At 55.8% G+C, this 22,562-nt stretch carries 20 protein-coding genes; 13 read left to right on the top strand and 7 right to left on the bottom strand.

Features of this window, described 5'->3' with window-relative positions; genetic code table 11:
• The first annotated feature begins 143 nt into the window (after nt 1-143).
• On the top strand, nt 144-1,640 hold the full coding sequence (pitA, locus tag ABLV78_RS01235; protein ID WP_045397146.1) for an inorganic phosphate transporter PitA: 1,497 nt from the start codon (nt 144-146) through the stop codon (nt 1,638-1,640).
• 65 nt (nt 1,641-1,705) lie between these two features.
• On the opposite strand, the gene uspB is transcribed toward pitA, so the two are convergent.
• Nucleotides 1,706-2,041 carry a universal stress protein UspB gene (gene uspB / locus ABLV78_RS01230; protein WP_015703743.1) on the bottom strand — a complete coding sequence of 112 codons (336 nt, stop codon included), beginning with the start codon at nt 2,039-2,041 and terminating at the stop codon, nt 1,706-1,708.
• Nucleotides 2,042-2,425: 384 nt separating this feature from the next.
• On the opposite strand from uspB, the gene uspA reads away from it, so the two are divergent.
• The 3 genes from uspA to ABLV78_RS01215 all read left to right on the top strand — a co-directional run bounded on the left by uspA (nt 2,426) and on the right by ABLV78_RS01215 (nt 5,269).
• A complete protein-coding gene (gene uspA, locus ABLV78_RS01225; protein ID WP_004145166.1) occupies nt 2,426-2,863 on the top strand; it encodes a universal stress protein UspA in 438 nt (145 codons plus the stop codon).
• Between the two features lie 267 nt (nt 2,864-3,130).
• Nucleotides 3,131-4,603, top strand: coding sequence for a dipeptide/tripeptide permease DtpB (gene dtpB, locus ABLV78_RS01220; protein ID WP_045397149.1), 1,473 nt, complete (start codon nt 3,131-3,133; stop codon nt 4,601-4,603).
• 282 nt (nt 4,604-4,885) lie between these two features.
• Nucleotides 4,886-5,269, top strand: a complete 384-nt coding sequence (locus tag ABLV78_RS01215) for a hypothetical protein (protein WP_045397151.1) — start codon at nt 4,886-4,888, stop codon at nt 5,267-5,269.
• 337 nt (nt 5,270-5,606) lie between these two features.
• On the opposite strand, the gene rsmJ is transcribed toward ABLV78_RS01215, so the two are convergent.
• Both rsmJ and prlC read right to left on the bottom strand, forming a co-directional pair.
• Nucleotides 5,607-6,359 carry a 16S rRNA (guanine(1516)-N(2))-methyltransferase RsmJ gene (gene rsmJ / locus ABLV78_RS01210; protein ID WP_047047840.1) on the bottom strand — a complete coding sequence of 251 codons (753 nt, stop codon included), beginning with the start codon at nt 6,357-6,359 and terminating at the stop codon, nt 5,607-5,609.
• Between the two features lie 7 nt (nt 6,360-6,366).
• Nucleotides 6,367-8,409 carry an oligopeptidase A gene (gene prlC / locus ABLV78_RS01205; protein WP_348865204.1) on the bottom strand — a complete coding sequence of 681 codons (2,043 nt, stop codon included), beginning with the start codon at nt 8,407-8,409 and terminating at the stop codon, nt 6,367-6,369.
• Between the two features lie 176 nt (nt 8,410-8,585).
• Between prlC and ABLV78_RS01200 the strand changes: the two genes are divergently transcribed.
• The gene (locus ABLV78_RS01200) at nt 8,586-9,428 is read left to right on the top strand and encodes a 23S rRNA (adenine(2030)-N(6))-methyltransferase RlmJ (protein ID WP_015703746.1); all 843 of its coding nucleotides are present in this window, start codon (nt 8,586-8,588) and stop codon (nt 9,426-9,428) included.
• Between the two features lie 72 nt (nt 9,429-9,500).
• Nucleotides 9,501-10,853 (top strand): glutathione-disulfide reductase, encoded by a 1,353-nt coding sequence (gene gorA, locus ABLV78_RS01195; RefSeq protein WP_047040394.1) that lies wholly within the window; start codon nt 9,501-9,503, stop codon nt 10,851-10,853.
• Between the two features lie 32 nt (nt 10,854-10,885).
• Here the strand turns inward: gorA and ABLV78_RS01190 are convergent, their stop codons facing one another.
• Nucleotides 10,886-11,980 carry a serine hydrolase domain-containing protein gene (locus tag ABLV78_RS01190; protein WP_047047836.1) on the bottom strand — a complete coding sequence of 365 codons (1,095 nt, stop codon included), beginning with the start codon at nt 11,978-11,980 and terminating at the stop codon, nt 10,886-10,888.
• 193 nt (nt 11,981-12,173) lie between these two features.
• Complete coding sequence (locus ABLV78_RS01185) at nt 12,174-12,797, bottom strand: glutathione S-transferase family protein (protein ID WP_047047833.1); 624 nt, start codon at nt 12,795-12,797, stop codon at nt 12,174-12,176.
• 99 nt (nt 12,798-12,896) lie between these two features.
• Here ABLV78_RS01185 and ABLV78_RS01180 point away from each other — a divergent pair, with 99 nt between their 5' ends.
• From ABLV78_RS01180 to ABLV78_RS01165, 4 genes are all read left to right on the top strand, one after another.
• Nucleotides 12,897-14,045 (top strand): iron-containing alcohol dehydrogenase, encoded by a 1,149-nt coding sequence (locus ABLV78_RS01180; RefSeq protein ID WP_047047831.1) that lies wholly within the window; start codon nt 12,897-12,899, stop codon nt 14,043-14,045.
• Between the two features lie 270 nt (nt 14,046-14,315).
• Nucleotides 14,316-15,974 carry an alpha,alpha-trehalase gene (locus ABLV78_RS01175; protein WP_047078846.1) on the top strand — a complete coding sequence of 553 codons (1,659 nt, stop codon included), beginning with the start codon at nt 14,316-14,318 and terminating at the stop codon, nt 15,972-15,974.
• 63 nt (nt 15,975-16,037) lie between these two features.
• The gene (locus tag ABLV78_RS01170; protein WP_047047824.1) at nt 16,038-16,565 is read left to right on the top strand and encodes a GNAT family N-acetyltransferase; all 528 of its coding nucleotides are present in this window, start codon (nt 16,038-16,040) and stop codon (nt 16,563-16,565) included.
• A gap of 75 nt (nt 16,566-16,640) precedes the next feature.
• Complete coding sequence (locus ABLV78_RS01165; protein WP_047047822.1) at nt 16,641-17,063, top strand: glycoside hydrolase family protein; 423 nt, start codon at nt 16,641-16,643, stop codon at nt 17,061-17,063.
• On the opposite strand, the gene ABLV78_RS01160 is transcribed toward ABLV78_RS01165, so the two are convergent.
• Together ABLV78_RS01160 and ABLV78_RS01155 are read right to left on the bottom strand one after the other, a co-directional pair.
• Complete coding sequence (locus ABLV78_RS01160) at nt 17,060-17,668, bottom strand: helix-turn-helix transcriptional regulator (protein WP_015703753.1); 609 nt, start codon at nt 17,666-17,668, stop codon at nt 17,060-17,062. The genes ABLV78_RS01165 and ABLV78_RS01160 overlap by 4 nt on opposite strands.
• A gap of 359 nt (nt 17,669-18,027) precedes the next feature.
• Nucleotides 18,028-18,786 (bottom strand): SDR family NAD(P)-dependent oxidoreductase, encoded by a 759-nt coding sequence (locus tag ABLV78_RS01155; protein WP_047047818.1) that lies wholly within the window; start codon nt 18,784-18,786, stop codon nt 18,028-18,030.
• 118 nt (nt 18,787-18,904) lie between these two features.
• Here ABLV78_RS01155 and ABLV78_RS01150 point away from each other — a divergent pair, with 118 nt between their 5' ends.
• The 3 genes from ABLV78_RS01150 (at nt 18,905) to ABLV78_RS01140 (ending at nt 22,537) form a co-directional block, all read left to right on the top strand.
• Entirely contained in the window at nt 18,905-19,804 is a 900-nt protein-coding gene (locus ABLV78_RS01150; protein ID WP_047047817.1) for a LysR family transcriptional regulator, read from the top strand.
• Nucleotides 19,805-19,911: 107 nt separating this feature from the next.
• Entirely contained in the window at nt 19,912-20,943 is a 1,032-nt protein-coding gene (gene yhjD / locus ABLV78_RS01145) for an inner membrane protein YhjD (protein ID WP_045397187.1), read from the top strand.
• Nucleotides 20,944-21,214: 271 nt separating this feature from the next.
• Nucleotides 21,215-22,537, top strand: a complete 1,323-nt coding sequence (locus ABLV78_RS01140; protein WP_047078843.1) for an MFS transporter — start codon at nt 21,215-21,217, stop codon at nt 22,535-22,537.
• Nucleotides 22,538-22,562: the final 25 nt, after the last annotated feature.

Here is a 22,562-nt window from a genome sequence, read left to right as displayed (position 1 = left end):
CTTTGAAAGATATAGGATTAATCCCAACCGGGTAAAACCCAAACAGGAAGAAAATCAAAAAAAGTCTATATTTCACTTTGCCCGCGCCGCTAAAGTCACTGATAATGCGCCGCGTTCATGTCCTCAAAATGGCGTAACGTCCTATGCTACATTTATTTGCCGGTCTGGATTTACATACCGGACTATTATTATTGCTTGCTTTAGCTTTTGTACTGTTTTACGAAGCGATTAACGGTTTTCATGATACCGCAAACGCTGTTGCAACGGTGATCTACACTCGCGCAATGCGGTCGCAGCTTGCTGTTGCGATGGCGGCACTCTTCAACTTTTTCGGCGTTCTGCTGGGCGGTCTCAGCGTAGCCTATGCCATCGTGCATATGCTGCCAACGGACCTGCTGCTTAACATGGGTTCCGCACATGGCCTCGCCATGGTGTTCTCTATGCTGCTGGCGGCCATCATCTGGAACCTCGGAACCTGGTATTTTGGCCTCCCGGCCTCCAGTTCTCACACCCTGATTGGCGCCATCATCGGTATTGGTTTAACCAATGCGCTGATGACCGGTACTTCAGTGGTTGATGCGCTGAATATCCCGAAAGTCATCGGCATTTTTGCCTCGCTTATCGTCTCGCCGATCGTTGGCCTGGTGGTAGCGGGCGGCCTGATTTTCATTCTGCGTCGTTACTGGAGCGGTACCAAAAAACGTGCTCGTATCCACCTGACCCCAGCGGAACGCGAAAAGAAAGACGGTAAGAAAAAACCGCCGTTCTGGACCCGTATCGCGCTGATCCTGTCCGCTATTGGCGTGTCGTTCTCGCACGGCGCCAACGATGGGCAGAAAGGCATTGGTCTGGTCATGCTGGTACTGATTGGCGTCGCGCCGGCGGGCTTCGTGGTCAACATGAACGCGTCAGGTTACGAAATCACTCGTACCCGCGATGCGGTCAACAACGTGGAAACCTTCTTCCAACAGCGTCCTGAGCTGCTGAAGAAAGCCACCGGCGTTGATCAACTGGTTCCGTCGCCGGAGACCAACACCGCGGCCAACGGCGAGTTTCACTGCCATCCGGCGAACACCATCAACGCGCTTGACCGCGTGAAGACAATGCTCACCGGAACGGAAAGCTACGATTCGCTGTCAGTGGATCAGCGCGGCCAGCTGCGTCGTATTATGCTCTGCATCTCCGACACCACCGACAAAGTGGCCAAACTGCCGGATGTGAGCTCTGACGACCAGCGCCTGCTGAAGAAACTGAAAACCGATATGCTGAGCACCATCGAGTACGCGCCAATCTGGATCATTATGGCGGTCGCGCTGGCGCTGGGTATTGGCACCATGATCGGCTGGCGCCGCGTGGCGACCACTATCGGCGAGAAGATTGGTAAGAAGGGTATGACCTACGCGCAAGGTATGTCCGCACAGATGACCGCTGCGGTGTCTATCGGCCTTGCAAGCTACACCGGGATGCCTGTTTCTACCACCCACGTGCTCTCCTCCTCGGTTGCGGGGACGATGCTCGTTGATGGCGGCGGCCTGCAGAAGAAAACCGTCACCAGCATCCTGATGGCATGGGTTCTCACCCTGCCGGCAGCGATTTTGCTGTCAGGCGTGCTGTACTGGCTGGCTCTGAAGCTTATCTAAGCAGTAGTCATGCGAAAAATGGGTCAGGAAACTGGCCCATTTTTTTGCCGTCTATTCAGCGCAGCTCAATGCCAGATAAGCAGCGCAATCATACTCACCAGTACCAGACCACATAGCGCGCTGGTCAGGATGAACTGCCGGCGAACACGCTCACAGCGACGAATAAACTCGTCATCATGATGATCGCGATATCGTTGGGCATAGATATACCAAACCAGCCGCATTTGTTTACTGGGCTGCCCATGCGAGGTGAAAAAACCTCCGCCATCAACATATTGATAGAGCAAGGGATCGCAACCACGTAGCACAACCAATAATGCACGCAACGATGAGAAGTAGCGTGCCATATTCACCACACAAACGATACACAGGGCCCAAAACAGCGCAACAGTGCTGATCATACTTCCTCCCCGGCGACCCATCCACGGAGATCCCTCCGGGACTACCGCTCCCCAATATCATCCAACCCACCGTACAGTAAAAGAGTGCGATACCGGTCACGTTTATTTATCCAACCGGCTCATTAAATAGTGTAGGAGATCAGTTAATTTTTTTACCACAAGGTTAATCGTTATCAATACGTAAGACGGAATAATTTGTTTAACTAACGGTGAACCAGGTGCATTGACGGAGTGCGAGGGGCGCTATATTGTAGAAATTATCTTCTACAATTAAGTCCTTAAAGGCTTAGCCCCCCGCGAATCTAGCTTGCAGGACGCGGGCGAATCGGCAGCACAGGCTGTCTGGTCCAACGGTCATCGACAACTTATGGAAGGAGTAACACTATGGCTTACAAACACATTCTTATTGCAGTAGACCTATCACCGGAAAGCAAAGTGCTGGTAGAGAAAGCGGTTTCTATGGCGCGCCCCTACAATGCGAAAGTTTCCCTGATTCACGTGGATGTGAATTACTCCGACCTCTACACCGGTCTTATCGATGTCAATCTGGGCGACATGCAGAAACGCATCTCTGAAGAGACGCACCACGCGCTGACCGAGCTTTCCACTAACGCCGGCTACCCGATTACCGAAACCCTGAGCGGCAGCGGCGATCTTGGCCAGGTGCTGGTCGACGCGATCAAAAAATACGATATGGACCTGGTGGTCTGCGGTCACCATCAGGACTTCTGGAGCAAGCTGATGTCCTCCGCGCGTCAGCTGATCAACACCGTTCACGTTGATATGCTGATCGTACCGTTGCGCGACGAAGAAGACGAATAATCCGCTTCTCCTCGCCAGCCAACGCCCGCACCTGCGGGCGTTTTTGTTTTTATGCTGTATCCCGCCTGAAGCGCACCGACCACATCAGGATATCAATCCAGATAATTAATATCGGTTAGTGTGATCAACCATTTATCAGAAATAATATCTATATAATAATCTATACATTCAGCCAATGACCGCATCATCATGGGTCATCAGACTTTTTCGGCGCGTTTTGGCAGACGCGTTCATACTTTTTGGGATAGCACTAAAAGGCGAAGGAATATGAAAACAACTGCACCTACGGGCTTGCTGCAGCAACCCCGTCCGTTCTTCATGATCTTTTTTGTAGAGTTATGGGAGCGTTTTGGCTATTACGGCGTCCAGGGCATCCTGGCGGTGTTCTTTGTTAAACAGCTTGGTTTCTCTCAGGAACAGGCATTTATCACCTTTGGCGCCTTCGCGGCGCTGGTCTACGGCCTCATTTCCATTGGCGGCTATGTCGGTGACCATCTGCTGGGAACCAAACGCACGCTGGTGCTCGGCGCCGTCGTGCTGGCTATCGGCTACTTTATGACCGGCCTGTCGCTGCTCAAACCCGATCTTATCTTTATCGCGCTTGGCACGATCGCCGTCGGCAACGGGCTGTTTAAAGCCAATCCCGCGAGCCTACTGTCAAAATGCTATCCGCCTAAAGATGCCCGTCTCGACGGCGCCTTCACCCTGTTTTATATGTCGATTAACATCGGTTCGCTGCTGTCGCTGTCGCTGGCGCCGGTTATTGCCGATAAGTTTGGCTACGCGGTAACCTACAACCTGTGCGGCGCCGGGCTTATCGTCGCGCTACTGGTCTACTTCGCCTGCCGCGGAATGGTGAAAGATATCGGTTCCACCCCGGATCACCAGCCGCTGAGTTTCCGTAATCTGCTGTACGTGCTGGTCGGCACCGTGGTGATGATTTTCCTCTGCGCCTGGCTGATGCATAACGTTAAAATCGCCAACCTGGTGCTGATTGTGCTGTCCATCGTGGTGACGATTTTCTTCTTCCGCGAAGCTTTTCGCCTCGATAAAACCGGCCGCAACAAGATGTTCGTCGCCTTCATCCTGATGCTCGAAGCGGTGGTGTTTTATATCCTGTACGCCCAGATGCCGACCTCGCTCAACTTCTTCGCCATCAATAACGTGCATCACGACATTCTCGGCATGACGATTAACCCGGTGAGTTTCCAGGCGTTGAATCCGTTCTGGGTGGTGGTCGCCAGCCCGGTACTGGCGGCTATCTACACCCGTCTTGGCAACAAAGGCAAAGACCTGACCATGCCGATGAAATTCACTCTCGGCATGTTCCTGTGCGCGCTGGGCTTTCTGACCGCCGCGGCGGCCGGGATGTGGTTTGCCGACCCGCAGGGACTGACCTCGCCGTGGTTTATCGTGCTGGTTTATCTGTTCCAGAGTCTCGGCGAACTGCTGATTAGCGCCCTTGGACTGGCGATGGTCGCCGCGCTGGTGCCGCAGCGGCTGATGGGCTTTATTCTGGGGATGTGGTTCCTGACCCAGGCCGCCGCGTTCCTGATGGGCGGCTATGTCGCGACCTTCACCGCGGTACCGGAAAATATAACCGACCCGCTGCAGACGCTACCGATCTACACCAACGTGTTCAGTAAAATTGGCCTCGTGACCCTGGCGGTGACGGTGGTGATGGCCTTTATGGTGCCGTGGCTGAACCGGATGATAAATACCCCAGCCAGCGCCGAGTAACCCGTTAGCCGCCCCGGCGACAACCGCCGGGGCGAGAATAAAAGGCGGCAACGGCCGCCATTATTTTAATCTAGAGAACAAATGAAAAGCTGGCTTTAATATATATTTATAATATGTCTGTAGTAGAGCAAGCATAATTCTCAGTTTTCTCCCCACCACACTTTTTCCCCGCCTTATTATGCTAGAGTACATTACAGCGCGTCAGGCCTCACCTCATAAAAATGGCAAACTACGTTCATATTTATACGTAATCATGCGGCGAATAATATAAAAGGAATTATTATGAATAATGGGTTTAAAAGGGATAACTTGCTCCAGATACTGAGCGAATTATTGCCAAATGAAACCATTGATGAACGGAAATATGTTCATGGTCTTATTCGTTCGAAGCCAGCGGTGCTGTACTTCGCCGATACACAAATAGTCCAGCTCAATCTTTCATTGTTTTATGATTACAAAGATAATTACCAGCGCATCCCTTATACTGATATACGCGAAATTAAAATGCGCAACGTTCTCTGGCGAAAGTTCGCGCTCATATATACCAATCCGATCGCGCCCATTGAAGTTGAAATGCCCGGCAAATGCCTCGGTTGCCCATGGCAGGCTGAAAACTTAAGCTATCTATTAGAGAATGATTTCTTTCAGAATAGTTGGCCTCATTAGGCCTTATTAAGTAGATACTGTTATCGGTTTGCAACTTTTTAAGGGTTTTTCCCGGACGCGGCGCGTTGCGCCTTCTCCGGGCTACCAAATCGCATCGTGCTGTAGCCCCGGTAAGCGGCAGCGCCACCGGGGGATTTTGAGATCGCCAGCACCAGTAGTGTCAGCCATCATGGTGAGTTAATTAAAGGCAGGCCGCACGGACCGTAGGTCGGGTAAGGCGTTAGCCGCCACCCGACAAAAAACGACACCGCGAGTAGCGAGCCCAGGTAAGGCGTAAGCCGTAGCCCGGATAAGGCGCGTTGCGCCGCTATCCGGGAGATACCATTACGGCGTAATATTACTCCGGCGTACCGGCATAAATATCAAACCGATGCCCTTTGGTGACCACCGCGTTCGGCGTGGCGACATCCGCCAGCGGCGGCGCATAATCCGGACGCTTCACCACCACTCGTTTGGTCGCCAGCTGTCGCGCCGGCGCCAGCAGGCCATCGGCGTCTAAATCGGGCCCCACCAGCGACTGAAATACCCGCATCTCTTTTTTGACCAGCGCGCTTTTCTGCTTATGGGGAAACATTGGATCCAGATACACCACCTGCGGGCGCGGGGTGATATCGGTCAGCGCATTCAGACTGGAAGCATGAATCAGCTGCAGGCGCTCCTGCAGCCAGCCGCCGATCTCCGCATCGGCATAGCCACGTTTCAAACCATCGTCGAGCAGCGCGGCGACCACCGGATTACGCTCCAGCATCCGCACGCGGCAGCCGACCGACGCCAGCACAAAGGCATCACGCCCCAGGCCGGCGGTGGCGTCGACAACATCCGGCAGATAATCGCCTTTAATGCCGACCGCTTTGGCTACCGCTTCGCCGCGGCCGCCGCCAAACTTGCGCCGATGGGCCATCGCCCCGCCGACGAAATCGACAAAGATGCCGCCAAGTTTGGGCTCATCGCGCTTGCGCAGTTCCAGATGCTCGGCCGTCAACACCAGCGCCATCGGATTCTCAGCATCATGCTCCAGCCCCCAACGGGTGGCCAAAACAGATAAGGCGCCGTCACCGGCGCCTGTTTCATCAATTAAGCAGATCTTCACGTAGCAATCAGCCTTTGATCCCGTAATGCTCAAGCATCGCGTCCAGCTGCGGCTCGCGCCCGCGGAAGCGTTTGAACAGCACCATCGGCTCTTCGGAACCGCCGCGGCTCAGGATATTGTCGAGGAATGACTGACCGGTTTCGCGGTTGAAAATCCCCTCTTCTTCGAAGCGCGAGAAGGCATCCGCCGCCAGCACGTCGGCCCACAGGTAGCTGTAGTAGCCCGCCGCGTAGCCGCCCGCAAAGATGTGGCTGAATGCATGCGGGAAGCGGCCCCAGGTTGGGCCAGGCACCACGGCGACCTGCTTTTTAATCTCGGCCAGCGTCTCGAGGATTTTCGCCCCCTGCTCCGGCGAGTATTCCGCGTGTAGACGGAAATCGAACAGACCGAACTCCAGTTGGCGCAGAATAAACATCGCCGCCTGGTAGTTTTTCGCCGCCAGCATTTTCTCCAGCAGCTCCTGCGGCAGCGGTTCACCGGTTTCGTAATGACCGGAGATAAAGGCCAGCGCTTCCGGCTCCCAGCACCAGTTTTCCATAAACTGGCTCGGCAGCTCGACCGCATCCCACGGCACTCCGCTGATGCCGGAAACGCCAGCGGTATCAATGCGGGTCAGCATGTGGTGCAGACCATGGCCGAACTCGTGGAACAGGGTAATCACTTCATCGTGCGTGAACAGCGCCGGTTTGCCATTTACCGGGCGGTTGAAGTTACAGGTCAGATAAGCGACCGGTTTTTGCAAGGAGCCATCCAGTTTACGCATCTGGCCGACGCAGTCGTCCATCCACGCCCCGCCGCGTTTATGTTCGCGAGCATACAGGTCGAGATAGAAGCTGCCGCGCAGCTCGTTATTTTCGTCATACAGCTCGAAGAAACGCACTTCCGGATGCCACACATCGACATCGGTACGCTCTTTGGCGGTGATGCCATAAATGCGCTTAACCACTTCAAACAGGCCGTTAACGGCTTTGTTTTCCGGGAAATACGGGCGCAGCTGCTCATCGCTGATGCTGTAGAGATGCTGTTTCTGTTTTTCGCTGTAGTAAGCGATATCCCACGGTTGCAGTTCATCGACGCCAAACTCGGCTTTGGCGAAAGCACGCAGCTGAGCTAGCTCTTTCTCGCCCTGAGGACGCGCGCGTTTTGCGAGGTCGGTCAGGAAATCGAGCACCTGCTGCGGGTTTTCGGCCATTTTGGTGGCCAGAGATTTAAAGGCGTAGCTGTCAAAGCCCAGCAGTTGCGCCAGTTCGTGACGCAGCGCGAGGATCTCCGCCATCACCGGGCTGTTATCCCATTTACCAGCGCTCGGGCCCTGATCGGAGGCGCGGGTGGAATAGGCGCGATACATCTCTTCGCGCAGCGCCTGATTGTCGCAGTAGGTCATCACCGGCAGATAGCTCGGGATATCCAGCGTCAGCAGATACCCTTCCTGCTCTTTCGCCTGCGCCTGGGCCTGAGCGGCGGCCAGCGCGCTTTCCGGCATGCCAGCGAGATCGGCGACGTCGGTCACCAGCTTGTTCCAGCCCATGGTGGCATCAAGCACGTTGTTGCTGTACAGATTGCCAAGCTCAGAGAGGCGCGCGGCGATTTCGCCGTAGCGTTTCTGCGCTTCTGCCGGCAGGCCAATGCCGGATAGTTCGAAATCGCGCAGCGCGTTATCGACCGCTTTTTTCTGCGCGGTATTCAAGGTGGCGTAGTTATCGCCGTCGCGCAGGTCGCGGTAGGCTTTATACAGGCCTTCGTGCTGGCCGACCCAGGTGCTGTACTCGGAGAGCAGCGGCAGCGTCTGTTCGTAGGCTTCACGCAGCTCCGGGCTGTTTTTTACCGAATTCAAATGGCTGATTGGCGAGAAGATGCGTCCCAGCACATCGTCCACTTCCGCCAGCGGCTGGCAAAGATTTTCCCAGCTATACGGCGCGCCGTGCGCCACCGCGCTTTCCACTGCGGCCCGGCAATCATCCAGCGCTTTGGTGACCGCAGGGACCACGTGCTCTGGTTTAATCGCAGAAAAAGGCGGCAATGAAAAAGGCGTCAGTAATGGATTGGTCATATGCGCTGTCCTGTTGAAGAAGGTGAATGAAGCGCGCGTTCCGGCGCTTTTGCATGAGATCTAGAATGGGGGATAGTTGCGGGAATTTCAATGACAGGCGGTGCGACAGCGGCAATCCTGGGCGAACTGCGGTAAACTGTCGGTTAACTTGTTTACTTCCCGGAATCTCTGCATCCATGCTCAGTTATCGCCACAGCTTTCACGCAGGCAACCACGCCGACGTCCTTAAACACACCGTTCAGAGTTTGATCATTGAATCGCTGAAAGAGAAAGAAAAACCGTTTCTCTACCTGGACACCCACGCCGGCGCGGGCCGCTATCAGCTGAGCGGCGAGCACGCCGAACGTACTGGCGAATACCTTGAAGGCATCGCCCGTATCTGGCAGCAGGACGATCTGCCGACCGAGCTGGAGCCGTATATTTCGGTCGTCGAGCACTTCAACCGCAGCGGCCAGCTGCGTTACTACCCGGGTTCGCCGCTTATCGCGCGCCAGCTGCTGCGCGAGCAGGACAGCCTGCAAATGACCGAATTGCACCCGAGCGACTTCCCGCTGCTGCGCGCCGAGTTCCAGAAAGACAGCCGCGCGCGCGTCGACAAAGCCGATGGCTATCAGCAGCTGAAGGCCAAGCTGCCGCCGGTTTCCCGTCGCGGTCTGATTCTTATCGACCCGCCATACGAAATTAAAACCGATTATCAGGCGGTGGTCACCGGGATTAACGAAGGTTATAAACGCTTCGCCACCGGCACCTACGCGCTGTGGTATCCGGTGGTGCTGCGCGCGCAAATCAAACGCATGATTAAAGATTTAGAAGCCACAGGTATTCGCAAAATTCTGCAAATCGAGCTGGCGGTGCGTCCGGACAGCGACCAGCGCGGCATGACCGCCTCCGGGATGATCGTCATCAACCCGCCGTGGAAGCTGGAACAGCAGATGAATAACGTGCTGCCGTGGCTGCACAGCAAACTGGTTCCAGCCGGTACCGGTCACGCGACCGTAAGTTGGATCGTACCGGAGTAATCGCAACCATCGGTGGAACCTTTTAAGCCTCGCGCTACAATCGCGGCAATTAACGATTAAGGACATATGGGCATGAGCAAACATTATGATTACCTCGCCATCGGCGGCGGCAGCGGCGGTATCGCCTCGATTAACCGTGCGGCGATGTACGGCCAGAAGTGCGCGCTGATTGAAGCCAAAGAGCTGGGCGGCACCTGCGTCAACGTCGGCTGCGTGCCGAAAAAAGTGATGTGGCATGCGGCGCAGATCCGCGAAGCGATTCATCTGTATGGCCCGGATTATGGTTTCGATACCACCATCAATCATTTCGACTGGGATAAGCTGGTCGCCAGCCGCAGCGCCTATATTGACCGTATTCATACCTCTTACGACAACGTACTGGGTAAGAATAACGTTGATGTTATCAAAGGGTTCGCGCGCTTTGTCGATGCCCACACCGTGGAAGTCAACGGCGAGACCATTACCGCCGATCATATCCTGATCGCCACCGGCGGCCGCCCGAGCCACCCGAACATTCCGGGTGTGGAATACGGTATTGATTCCGACGGTTTCTTCGAACTGCCGGCGCTGCCGAAGCGCGTGGCGGTAGTCGGCGCGGGCTATATTGCCGTTGAACTGGCCGGCGTGATTAACGGCCTCGGTGCCGAAACCCACCTGTTCGTGCGTAAACACGCGCCGCTGCGCAGCTTCGATCCGCTGATCGTTGAGACTCTGGTGGAAGTGATGAACGCCGAAGGCCCGCAGCTGCACACCAACGCTATTCCGAAAGCGGTAGTCAAGAATGCCGACGGCAGCCTGACTCTGGAGTTGGAAGATGGCCGCAGCCAGACCGTAGATTGCCTGATTTGGGCGATTGGCCGCGAACCGGCGACCGATAACTTCAACCTGGCGGCAACGGGCGTTAAAACCAACGATAAAGGCTACATCATCGTTGATAAGTTCCAGAACACCAACGTACCGGGCATCTACGCGGTGGGCGATAATACTGGCGCCGTCGAGCTGACGCCGGTCGCCGTGGCCGCAGGCCGTCGTCTGTCCGAACGCCTGTTTAACAACAAGCCGGAAGAGCACCTCGACTACAGCAACATCCCGACCGTAGTCTTCAGCCACCCGCCAATCGGCACCGTCGGCTTAACCGAGCCGCAGGCGCGCGAGCAGTACGGCGATGACGCCGTGAAGGTGTACAAATCGTCCTTCACCGCGATGTATACCGCCGTGACCTCTCACCGCCAGCCGTGCCGTATGAAGCTGGTCTGCGTCGGTCCGGAAGAAAAGATTGTCGGTATTCACGGTATCGGCTTCGGAATGGATGAGATGCTGCAGGGCTTTGCGGTAGCGCTGAAGATGGGCGCCACCAAAAAAGACTTCGACAACACTGTTGCCATTCACCCGACCGCAGCGGAAGAGTTTGTCACCATGCGTTAATCCGCACAGCCCCGTCTCAGGACGGGGCTTCATTATTGCTCCGTCACCAGATTACGCAGGATCTGATGGCCGATGTAGTTACTCCAGTTAAAGCTGTTTTGCAGCACCACCACCGCATTCTGATTCGCTTTATCGAAGCCGATATAGCTCGAATAGCCGCCGATGTAACCCACCTGATAGGTCAATTGCTGCTGACCAAACGTATCGGTCACCCAGGCAATGTTCGCTGCTTCAATTTGCCGCGGATAATAATCGACGCTAACGTCCCTGAATGCCTTATCCAGCGCCGTCTGCCCCGTGGGCGCGAAGTGAGCGCGGGCATAATTAATCAGATCGCCGGCGTCGCTGTACAGACTCGCCGCGCCAACCATGTTATTGGTGAACTGCCAGTCCGGCGTCAGCGCGCCGCGCGGTTTAAATTTCGGCTGATCGCCTGCATGTCCAAGCGCCCGCCACGGGTATTCGCGCAGCGTTTGCGGCTGGAAGCTGGTATTCCCCATCGCCAACGGCCGGAAGATCATCCGTGAAGCCAGCGTCTCAATCGATTCGCCGGTTTGGTATTTGAGGATATATCCCAGTATCGCAAAACCAAGGTTGGAGTAGCCCGGCTCGCGTTCCTGCGGCGCATTGAAGTTGCTCAGATAGCTCAACACGCCATCAGCATCGAGCTCGTGATAGAAGTTTTCACCGTCGTTAAGATAGGCCAATAGATGCTCAAGCGACAGCATATTCATCGGCTGACGCGGCAGCCCGGAGGTATGGGTGACCAGCTGCAGCAAGGTTATCTTACGGGCATCTTCGCTCAGCGCCGTACCCGGCGGCAGCAGAGTTTGTAAGGTGTCGTTCCAGTGCAAACGCCCCTTGTTAACCAGCATCGTCACCACTTCAGCGGTTACGCCTTTACTTAACGAGCCGAGGGCAAAAAGCGTTTGCGGGGTTATCGGGTAGCGCTGCTTATCATCCGTCACGCCGAAGCAGTGAAATTCAGCCGGACCGTTGTGATGAATAACCGCCACCACCACGCCGCTAACCTGCTTTTCACGCATGTAATGGCTGACGAAAGCGTCGATGGAAAGCCGCTGCCCATCATTTCCCACCAGGCTGGTTTCATTGCTGGGCGGACTCATTTGCGACAGCGTACCGGAACAGCCTGAAACCAACAGTAATGCCAATAGCACAAGGCCTAACCGCCTGTTCAAACTTCACCTACCTGCCGCGCATTTTGGGATGAGATAAAAAATAGACGCGGATCGTAGCGGTATTACTCCGCCAGCGCAAAGCGAATACGCTGAAAAATAAATAAGCTCCAGGCTTAGGACGCTACGCCACGCCGTTATTGCCGTGGCGCATAAATGCCGGGCGCTGGTTAAGGGCCATATACCAGCGTTCGACGTTTGCCATCTCCGGGTGGGCGAACGGCGTCATTTTCCAACGGTGCACCGAAAGTCCCAGCACGATATCCGCCAGCGTAAACGTCTCGCCGGTCAGCCACGCGCCGGTGCGCAGCAACTGGTTGTCGACAATCTGTACGCAACGCGTCCACGCGGCGATACTCTCTTTAATCGCCGCCGGGTCCTGGAAACGCGGGTCTTTACGCACCAGTCCCGTGAAAGCGTAGCGCCAGGCGCTATTAAACTCCGTCGCCTGCCAGTCCATCCAGTGTTCTACCTGCGCCGCAGCACGTAACGCCGAGGGTAGCAAATCCTCACGTCCGGCCTTACGCGCCAGATAGCGGCAGATGCTGTTCGACTCCCAAAGGACAAAATCGTCATCCACCAGCACCGGCACTAACGCATTCGGATTGAGCGCCAAAAATTCCGGCGTATCAAGCGGGCTATAGCCGCTACCATAATCTTCCTGCTGATACTCGATCCCCGCCTCTTCGCAGGTCCAGAGGACTTTACGCACGTTAATAGACGAGCGTTTACCCAAGATTCTTATCATCGTCAGCAACCCTTTTTCGTAATATGGCAGACATGAAGCTTGCCGGATAATGTGTATAGTGGATTGCAGAATAATTATCCACTACAGGTACTCTTACACATGGTCACTCCCTTCAACATTTTAACGCCGGGCAATATCCGCTTTGGCCGCGGGCAGGCCCGCAGCGCCGCGCCGTGGCTGGCGCAATATGATGCCCCGGTGCTGCTGGTTCACGGCGCGACCAAAAGCCGCGCCCAGTTTTTATTGAGTGAACTGACCGCATTGCATCTTCAGGTCAGCACGTTTGCTATCGCCAATGAACCCACGCTGGACGATATAGAACGCGGCGTACGGCTGGCGCGCGAGCGCGGCGTCGGTGCGGTGGTCAGCCTCGGCGGCGGCGCGGTCATTGATGCCGGTAAAGCCATTGCCGCGCTGGTCCCGGCAAGCGGGCCTGCCATCGACTATCTGGAAGTCGTCGGAACGGGGAGAATACTGGAAGCCAGCCCGCTACCGTTTGTCGCTATTCCCACAACGTCCGGCACCGGCGCGGAGGTCACTAAAAACGCGGTTATCAACGTCCCGCAGCAGCAGCGCAAAGTCAGCTTGCGTGACGACCGCATGCTGCCGCAGCTGGCGATTGTCGATCCGGCGTTAACGGATAACGCCCCCCGCGCCGTCACCCTCGGCTCCGGCCTTGATGCCTTAACTCAGGTTATCGAACCCTGGCTGTGCACCCGGGCGACGCCCTTCACCGATGCTCTGTGCCGGGAGGCGATCCCCCGCGGCATCGCCGCGTTAAAAACGCTGATGGAAAAAGAGTGTGCCGACAGCCGCGACGAGCAGGCCTGGGTCAGCCTGTGCGGCGGGCTGGCGCTGGCCAACGCCGGGCTGGGCGTGGTTCACGGTCTTGCGGGGCCGCTTGGCGGGCTAAGCGATGCCTCCCACGGCGCGCTCTGCGGCTGCCTGTTGCCCTTTGGGCTGGAACTCAATGAGTCGCAGGTAACCAATCCGGCGCTGCGCCAGCGTTTCCTCGACGTGCGCCAGTGGATCGCCGCCGGGCTTGGCGTCTCGCCGGATGACGCCTGGCAAAGCCTGCGCGAATGGAGCCAGCGCTCGGGGCTCGGCAATTTACGCAACCTCGGCGTGCCGCGCGAAGCGCTGGAACCCGCCGCGCTGGCGGCCAGTAGTTCATCGTCGATGAAAGCCAATCCGGTCACGCTGGATTCAGAGCAACTGCTGGAGATGCTGGAAGCCGCCTGGGAATAAATGAGCCAACCGCCTGCGTTTACCCGGGGCGGTTCAAATTTTGTTGCATAATGAATGCTCCGAATTTCGTTTTCGCGCATTCACGATACCGGTAAATATTCACCCTTTAATTTCAAAGACCTGCTCTACATCCCTGTCGTTTTTATGCACTGAAAAGCGTGACCTGACGCACAGTTTGTCTTCCGCAGACCGAAGCGAGTGTCTACGCTTATTAGAGAGCCCGGGCATGCCCGGCCCCTAAACTCACGCTATCCGGAGGCCTGTATCGCTATGTTCAGCCAGAAACTACGCAACGTTGATGACGACGAGTTGAGGATCGAAAACGATCCGTGCTACGAAGCCGATCCGTATGAGTTAAAACTGGATGAAATGTTCGACGCCGAACCGGAGCCGGAGATCATCGAAGGGCTACCGGCGTCCGACGCGCTGACCCCCGCCGACCGCTATCTCGAGTTGTTTACCAACGTCCAAAAGTCGCGCATTTTTCTTGATAGTAAAACCTTTCCCGACTGCGCGCCGAAACACGATCCGCTGGATATCCTGATGCACTATCGACGGGTTAAGCGTACGCCGGAGTTCGATTTGCGTCAGTTTGTGGAAGACAACTTCTGGCTGCCGGATAACCGCGCCGATGATTACACTTCTGATCCGAAACTGACGCTAAAAGAGCATATCGATAAGCTCTGGCCAGTCCTCACACGTGAACCGCAGGATCATATTCCGTGGTCGTCGCTGCTGGCGCTACCGCAGTCATATATCGTCCCCGGCGGGCGTTTTAGCGAGACCTACTACTGGGATTCCTACTTCACCATGCTGGGGCTGGCGGAAAGCGGCCGTGAAGATTTGCTCAAATGCATGGCCGACAACTTCGCCTGGATGATTGAAACCTACGGCCACATTCCCAACGGCAATCGCACCTACTATCTCAGCCGCTCCCAGCCGCCGGTGTTCGCCCTGATGGTGGAGCTGTTTGAGGAAGATGGCGTTCGCGGCGCGCGCCGCTATCTCGACCATCTCAAATTAGAGCACGCCTTCTGGATGGACGGCGCGGAATCGCTGATCCCTAACCAGGCCTACCGTCACGTGGTACGTATGCCTGACGGTTCGCTGCTTAACCGCTACTGGGACGACCGCGATACGCCGCGCGATGAATCCTGGCGAGAAGATGTAGAAACGGCAAAACATTCCGGCCGCCCGCCGAACGAGGTCTATCGTGACCTGCGCGCCGGCGCGGCTTCCGGCTGGGACTACTCCAGCCGCTGGCTGCGCGATATCACCCGGCTGGCGAGTATCCGCACCACCCAGTTTATTCCCATCGACCTCAACGCTTTTCTGTTTAAGCTGGAAAATACTATCGCCAACCTTTCCGGCCTGAAGGGCGATCGCGAAGCTGAAGCCGAATTTCGCCGTAAAGCTAACGCACGCCGGGAGGCGGTGACCCGCTATCTGTGGGATGAAGAGTGCGGCTGTTTCCGCGATTACGACTGGCGCCGCGAACAGTTGGCCTTGTTCTCCGCCGCCAGTATCGTCACGCTATATGTCGGGATGGCGACTCACGCCCAGGCCGAACGGCTGGCGGATGCCGTACGCGCGCGTCTGCTCACCCCTGGCGGCATCATGGCGACGGAATATGAAAGCGGAGAACAGTGGGATAAACCCAACGGCTGGGCGCCGCTGCAATGGATGGCGGTACAAGGATTCAAAATGTACGGCCACGACCCGCTCGGCGATGAAATCGCCCAGAGCTGGCTGCAGACGGTGAATCAATTTTATCTCAAACACCACAAGCTGATTGAGAAATATCATATCGCCAGCGGCGTCCCACATGAGGGCGGCGGCGGGGAGTATCCGCTGCAGGATGGCTTCGGCTGGACCAACGGCGTGGTACGGCGACTCATCAGCCTGTACGGCGAGCCGAGGTCTTCATGAGGCACTTTCCGTCGGCATGCTGTGCTGCTAAGGTTTTATTTTCCCCTTGCCAGAGCCGACAACATGCCCGAACTGCTTACGCCGCGGCTGCGCTGCTCGCCGCTGCAGCTTGACGACTGGTCTTTTTTTCTCAGCCTGCAACAGGATCCGCAGGTGATGCTCTATGTCGCGGATAACCGGCCCATCGCCGATATCCGCGCCGCGTTTGATACGCGCCTGCCGGCCTGGTCGCCTAAGGCCGCGCACTGGTTATGTCTGGTGGTTCGCGATCGGCAAAGCCATACGCCCCTCGGCCTGACCGGCTATTGCCACCACGATGATGATATTGCCGAAGTGGGCTTTCTCTTCGCCCCACAGGCGCAGGGCCAGGGCTACGGATATGAATCACTGCGGGCGCTATGTGATTACGCGTTTTCTACAGGCGGCATCCGTCGCCTGACCGCCAGCGTCACCGCCGGGAACCAGGCCTCAAAACAACTGCTGCTAAAAACAGGATTTATTCAGGAAGGAGAGCTACGCGAGAGCTACTGGCTACATGGCCGTTGGCACAATGACTGGCTGTTTGGCCTGATGCGCCACGATTACCAATAAGGCCCTGGGCCATCCGGCGAATGGGGGCGACCCCGCTTTTCCTCTACACTGCCGCCAACCACAGAGGAAAAGATCATGACCGTCACCACGTTAAGCCTGCCGGGGCTGCGTTTTATCCAGCAGACGCAAGGGCTGGCGCTACTGCCGTATCAGGACAAATTTGGGCAATGGCGGGTCGGCTACGGCCACGCTATCGGTGAAGATGAGAAAGAGACGCCCATCACCGCCGAACTGGCGATGATGCTATTGACGCTAGACCTGCTGCGTTGCCAACAGATATTACAGCGAAGGTTAGTCGTGGAACTGACTCAGCCGCAGTGCGATGCCCTGCTGGCGCTGGTATTCAGTTTAGATGGCAGCGCCCAACCGGAGTTGGAGGCTATTTTGCGTTCACTTAACAGCCACAACATAACGCAGGCGCTGGCGATATGGCGGAAAATTGACCGCGATAACGCCTTCCGCCTGCAGGAGTGCGAGTGGTTTTCTCAGACCAGTTAATTTTCACCGACGCTATTAAATGCCATCGCCGCCTGGGTCCGATTTTTCACATCCAGCCGCCGATATAACGACTCAAGATGCGCTTTCACGGTCCCGGCGCTGATATTTAACGTACGGCTAATTTCCTTATTAGAGCTGCCTTCCGCCAGCAGTTTTAAAATTTCCTGCTGGCGACGACTTAAATGCACAGCGTGTTTCCCGCGCTCCGCCGAAGTCATTAACCAGGTGCCAGGCAGACACATCATACCCAACATGATGCTATTAATGATCTGGGCAAACATATCGGCGCTATCCTCACGTTGGGCAATGGCGCGCACGTTCCACGCCAGCGCTCGTTGCAGCCAGCTTTTATTATCATCCGAAACCACTAATAATACTTTGGCATGCGGAAAACGCTGCTGCTTCTCCTGGAGCAACCAGCAACAAAATTCACTATTCAGGTCGCCATCAAGGATAAGAAGCGCCTGCGGATGAGCCGTGAGCAGTTGCCACAGCTGTTCTGCCTGACAGGTGCTATGAATATTAATTTCAGGAATACGTTGTTGTAAGCCGACCTTCATTCCATGAATAAATATTGACTGCCTGTCAAACATGATTACTTGCATGGACTGCTCTCCATCGAAAAAATACCCCTTAAAAAGTGGGGGAAGGGTAATATCAGCCGACAAAAATAAGAACTCGCCGTATGACCTAAGCCATTTTACCGATGGAGTAGATGATATAAACATCATGAAGATGAATAGTTACACGCCAGCGCGGAACGATTACCCATTCATAATATTTATTACATTTGATGCAAGGAATTCCTTAATTAAACGGACAGCTAAGCGGAAAATAATATTATTTCCGCCAGTGTAATCCACTCGCGAAAAATCAGCGATATGCATGAGGAAAAAGAGTGTTACGGAATAATAAAACGCACAATATGAAGGCGCCCTACGCTATTATGCGCAGGGCGTTCTCATTACAAAAACATGCCGCCGGAAACCTCAATGCGCTGAGCGTTCATCCAGCCAAGCTCGTCGCTCAGCAACGCGGCGATAGCATCGCCGATATCATCCGGCAGACCGACGCGTCCCAGCGCCGTCTGGGCGGCAATATGCTGGTTAAGCTGGGCATTATCGCGCACCGCGCCGCCGCCAAAGTCGGTTTCAATTGCCCCGGGAGCGATAATATTGACCGATATCCCGCGCGCACCGAGCTCTTTGGCCTGATAACGGGTTAATACCTCCATCGCGCCTTTCATCGCCGCATAAGCGGAATAGCCCGGCAGCGCAAAACGCGCCAGCCCGCTGGAGACGTTCAGAATGCGCCCGCCATCTTTAATCAAAGGCAGCAGCTGCTGGGTAAGGAAGAACGGTCCCTTAAAGTGGATGCTCATCAGCTCGTCAAACTGCGCTTCGCTGGTCTCGCTAAACGGCGCGGTCAACCCGATGCCGGCATTGTTCAATAAATAATCGAAGCTATCGCGCTGCCACTTCTCCTTGAGACATTGCGTCAACTGTTGCGCAAAGCCAGAAAAACTGGCGCTATCGCCGACGTTAAGCGGTAATGCTGCTGCTTTCGCGCCTGTTTGCTCAATTTCGCCCACCACTTCCAGCGCCGCCTGCTGGTTACTGTGGTAGGTCAGAATAATATCGGTTCCCTTGGCCGCCAGCTTCAGCGCCGCGTTTTTTCCCAGGCCGCGGCTGCCGCCGGTCACTAAAGCGATACGTTGTGTCATAAGAAACCTCTTCGTCATTACGTGTGTGTGAATAAAGAGCTTATTAGCAGACGCAGTAACAATAAATGGGCTAAATTACGTTTTACTGTTTCAGTATTAACAACAATAGGCAGTAAGTATGGATAAAATTCACGCAATGCAACTCTTCATCCGCGTCGCGGAGCTGGAGAGCTTCTCTCGCGCCGCCGATACCCTTGGGTTGCCCAAAGGTAGCGTATCGCGACAGATCCAGGCGCTGGAAAGCCATCTCGGCGCCCGCCTGCTCCACCGCACCACCCGCCGGGTGCAGCTGACTCAGGACGGCATGGTCTATTACGAACGCGCCAAAGACCTGTTAAGCAATATCGAAGAGCTGGATGGTATGTTTCAGGGCGATCCGTCGAGCATCAGTGGCCGCCTGCGTGTCGATATGCCGATCAGCGTCGCCAAAAAACTGGTCATCCCGAAACTTCCCGCGTTTTTACAACAGTATCCCGGTATTGAAGTCGAACTGAGCAGTAGTGACCGGCTGGTCGATGTGGTGCGCGAAGGTTTCGACTGCGTGATCCGGGTGGGTACGCTTAAAGACTCGGGACTCATCGCCCGCCCGCTCGGCAAGCTCACGCAAATTAACTGCGCCAGTCCACATTATCTGGCGCGCTTCGGCTACCCGGAAAGTCTCGACGATCTGGCGGATCATGCCCTGATCCACTATGCCAGCAACTTCGGCGCGCGGCAGTCAGGTTTTGAGGTCGTCAGCGACGGCGTCGTGCGCTGGGTCAAAATCGGCGGCGTGTTGACCGTCAATAGCACCGAAACCTACCAGGCCGCCTGTCAGGCCGGGCTCGGCATTATTCAGGTTCCGCGCATTGCGGTACGCGAACCGCTGCGTACCGGCGAGCTGGTTGAGATCCTGCCGCAGTACCGCGCCGAACCGATGCCGGTGTCGATTATCTATCCACATCGGCGCAATCTGTCCCGCCGCGTACATCTCTTTATGGAGTGGCTGGGCGGATTGATGAAAGGTTATGTCGATTAATCGGCGCGGGTCGTCAACCTCCGTCGGGCCGATGGGCGCCTGCAAGATGCGTCGTTTAAGGTATACTTTTGGCTGAATATCGCTGTAAAGAAAGGAAGAAATCACTTATGACGCCGGAAAACGACGATCGCCAGCCGCCACAGGAAACGGACCAGCTGCCGGAGAAAAACAAAAGTACGCTCGCCGCCATCAACGATTCCGCCGTTGGGCAGAAAGCTAACCAGGCGCTGAAAACGGTCACCGGAACAGCGGCGAAAGTCCAACGAAATCCGGTGATAGCCCACCTGCTGCGCGCCGCCGAGCGCTTCAATGACAGGCTTGGCAATCAGTTTGGCGCGGCCATTACCTACTTCTCATTCTTGTCGATGATCCCGATTCTGATGGTCTCGTTCGCCGCCGCCGGTTTCGTGCTGGCCTGGCATCCGACCCTGCTGCAGGACATCTTCGATAAAATTCTGCAGAACGTCAGCGACCCGACGCTGGCGGCAACGCTTAAAAACACCATCAACACCGCCGTGCAGCAGCGTACCGCCGTCGGGCTGGTCGGCCTGTTGGTCGCGCTCTACTCCGGTATTAACTGGATGGGCAACCTGCGTGAAGCGATTCGCGCCCAGTCGCGCGACGTGTGGGAACGTACGCCGCAGGATCAGGAAAAAATCTGGGTAAAATACTTCCGCGACCTGATCTCGCTGATTGGCCTGCTGGTCGCGCTGGTGATCACCCTGTCGATTACCTCCGTTGCCGGATCCGCGCAGCAGATGATCATCTCCGCGCTGTACCTCGATTATATTGAATGGCTGAAACCCGCATGGCGCCTGATTGGCCTGGCGATTTCCATCTTCGCTAACTATCTGCTGTTTTTCTGGATCTTCTGGCGATTGCCGCGCCACCGTCCACGCCGCAAAGCGCTGTTCCGCGGTACGCTAATTGCGGCGATTGGCTTTGAGATTATCAAAATCGTGATGACCTGGACGCTGCCGGCGCTGGTGAAATCCCCATCCGGCGCCGCCTTTGGTTCGGTACTGGGACTGATGGCCTTCTTCTACTTCTTCGCCCGTCTGACCCTCTTCTGCGCCGCGTGGATTGCGACCGCAGAGTATAAAGACGATAAGCGGATGCCGGGGAAAACCCACGATTAAAGTCATTATCGGGCTGAATAAAGACGCAAAATTCAGCCCGACCTATCATTTCAGCAGATAAATCCAGTGCGTAACTTTTATTTAACCTAAAACTGGTTTTATTCTCTAATATTTTAATTATGTGAAGCATTTCATAGAAGATATTTTCTCAGGGCGAAAATTATCCGCTTTTTGCCTGTTTTTTGCGCAATGGCGAGTTTTGTTACAGATTGAAATGTCTCTTTTGCTGTGGCTATATGGCTTTTCGTTCGCTCAAAAATAAGAAAGATCTATGCAAGCCACAGCCACTACTATCGACAACGCGCAAGACGCCACGCCGGTTAACTCGCGTAATAAAGTCGTCGTCGCCTCGCTCATCGGCACCGCCATTGAGTTCTTCGACTTCTATATTTACGCCACCGCCGCGGTTATCGTCTTCCCCCATATCTTTTTCCCACAGGGTGATGCCGCCGCCGCGACGCTCCAGTCGCTGGCGACGTTCGCCATCGCCTTTGTCGCGCGCCCGATTGGCTCAGCGCTATTCGGCCACTTCGGCGACCGTGTAGGCCGTAAGGTCACACTCGTCGCCTCGCTGCTGACCATGGGGATATCCACCGTGGTCATCGGCCTGCTGCCGGGCTATGAAAGCATTGGCATTCTGGCGCCGATGCTGCTGGCGCTGGCGCGCTTTGGTCAGGGTCTCGGCCTGGGCGGCGAATGGGGCGGCGCGGCGCTGCTGGCGACGGAAAACGCTCCGCCGCGCAAACGCGCGCTATATGGCTCCTTCCCGCAACTGGGGGCGCCAATCGGCTTCTTCTTCGCCAACGGCACCTTCCTGCTGCTGTCGTGGCTGTTGAGCGACCAGCAGTTTATGGAATGGGGCTGGCGCGTGCCGTTCATCTTCTCTGCGGTACTGGTCATTATCGGTCTGTATGTTCGCGTGTCGCTGCATGAAACCCCGGTGTTCGCTAAGGTGGCCGCGGCGAAAAAACAGGTCAAAATCCCGCTGGGTACGCTGCTGACTAAGCACGTACGCGTAACCGTGCTCGGCACTTTCATCATGCTGGCGACCTATACCCTGTTCTATATCATGACCGTTTACTCCATGACCTTCAGTACCGCTGCCGCGCCGATTGGTTTAGGTTTGCCGCGTAACGAAGTGCTGTGGATGCTGATGATGGCGGTCATTGGTTTTGGCGTGATGGTGCCGGTGGCGGGCCTGCTGGCGGATGCCTTTGGCCGTCGTAAGAGCATGATTATCATCACCACGATGATTATTATGTTCGCGCTGTTCGCCTTTAAACCGCTGCTCGGTTCCGGCAACCCGCTGCTGGTCTTCGCCTTCCTGCTGCTGGGCCTCAGCCTGATGGGGCTGACCTTCGGCCCGATGGGCGCGCTGCTACCGGAGCTGTTCCCGACGGAAGTACGTTATACCGGCGCCTCTTTCTCCTATAACGTTTCGTCGATCCTTGGCGCGTCGGTCGCACCGTATATTGCCGCCTGGCTGCAGGGCAATTACGGCCTGCCGGCTGTCGGTATCTACCTGGCGGCGATGGCGGCGCTGACGCTTATCGCCCTGCTGTTGACCCACGAAACCCGCCATCAATCGCTGTAAGCTGCAGGCCCTGACGCTGTTGCCG

Source organism: Klebsiella sp. CN_Kp075 (assembly GCF_040065055.2).
Classification (GTDB): Bacteria; Pseudomonadota; Gammaproteobacteria; order Enterobacterales; family Enterobacteriaceae; genus Klebsiella; species Klebsiella aerogenes.
Note: the sequence above shows the minus strand (reverse complement) of the source record. Positions and strands in the feature narration are given on the sequence as shown.

Excerpts from the sequence above, each read along its gene's own strand:
- pitA (WP_045397146.1), top strand. The coding sequence starts at position 144 with ATGCTACATTTATTTGCCGGTCTGGATTTACATACCGGACTATTATTA.
- uspB (WP_015703743.1), bottom strand. The coding sequence starts at position 2,041 with ATGATCAGCACTGTTGCGCTGTTTTGGGCCCTGTGTATCGTTTGTGTG.
- uspA (WP_004145166.1), top strand. The coding sequence starts at position 2,426 with ATGGCTTACAAACACATTCTTATTGCAGTAGACCTATCACCGGAAAGC.
- dtpB (WP_045397149.1), top strand. The coding sequence starts at position 3,131 with ATGAAAACAACTGCACCTACGGGCTTGCTGCAGCAACCCCGTCCGTTC.
- ABLV78_RS01215 (WP_045397151.1), top strand. The coding sequence starts at position 4,886 with ATGAATAATGGGTTTAAAAGGGATAACTTGCTCCAGATACTGAGCGAA.
- prlC (WP_348865204.1), bottom strand. The coding sequence starts at position 8,409 with ATGACCAATCCATTACTGACGCCTTTTTCATTGCCGCCTTTTTCTGCG.
- ABLV78_RS01200 (WP_015703746.1), top strand. The coding sequence starts at position 8,586 with ATGCTCAGTTATCGCCACAGCTTTCACGCAGGCAACCACGCCGACGTC.
- gorA (WP_047040394.1), top strand. The coding sequence starts at position 9,501 with ATGAGCAAACATTATGATTACCTCGCCATCGGCGGCGGCAGCGGCGGT.
- ABLV78_RS01190 (WP_047047836.1), bottom strand. The coding sequence starts at position 11,980 with ATGAGTCCGCCCAGCAATGAAACCAGCCTGGTGGGAAATGATGGGCAG.
- ABLV78_RS01185 (WP_047047833.1), bottom strand. The coding sequence starts at position 12,797 with ATGATAAGAATCTTGGGTAAACGCTCGTCTATTAACGTGCGTAAAGTC.
- ABLV78_RS01180 (WP_047047831.1), top strand. The coding sequence starts at position 12,897 with ATGGTCACTCCCTTCAACATTTTAACGCCGGGCAATATCCGCTTTGGC.
- ABLV78_RS01175 (WP_047078846.1), top strand. The coding sequence starts at position 14,316 with ATGTTCAGCCAGAAACTACGCAACGTTGATGACGACGAGTTGAGGATC.
- ABLV78_RS01170 (WP_047047824.1), top strand. The coding sequence starts at position 16,038 with ATGCCCGAACTGCTTACGCCGCGGCTGCGCTGCTCGCCGCTGCAGCTT.
- ABLV78_RS01165 (WP_047047822.1), top strand. The coding sequence starts at position 16,641 with ATGACCGTCACCACGTTAAGCCTGCCGGGGCTGCGTTTTATCCAGCAG.
- ABLV78_RS01160 (WP_015703753.1), bottom strand. The coding sequence starts at position 17,668 with ATGCAAGTAATCATGTTTGACAGGCAGTCAATATTTATTCATGGAATG.
- ABLV78_RS01155 (WP_047047818.1), bottom strand. The coding sequence starts at position 18,786 with ATGACACAACGTATCGCTTTAGTGACCGGCGGCAGCCGCGGCCTGGGA.
- ABLV78_RS01150 (WP_047047817.1), top strand. The coding sequence starts at position 18,905 with ATGGATAAAATTCACGCAATGCAACTCTTCATCCGCGTCGCGGAGCTG.
- yhjD (WP_045397187.1), top strand. The coding sequence starts at position 19,912 with ATGACGCCGGAAAACGACGATCGCCAGCCGCCACAGGAAACGGACCAG.
- ABLV78_RS01140 (WP_047078843.1), top strand. The coding sequence starts at position 21,215 with ATGCAAGCCACAGCCACTACTATCGACAACGCGCAAGACGCCACGCCG.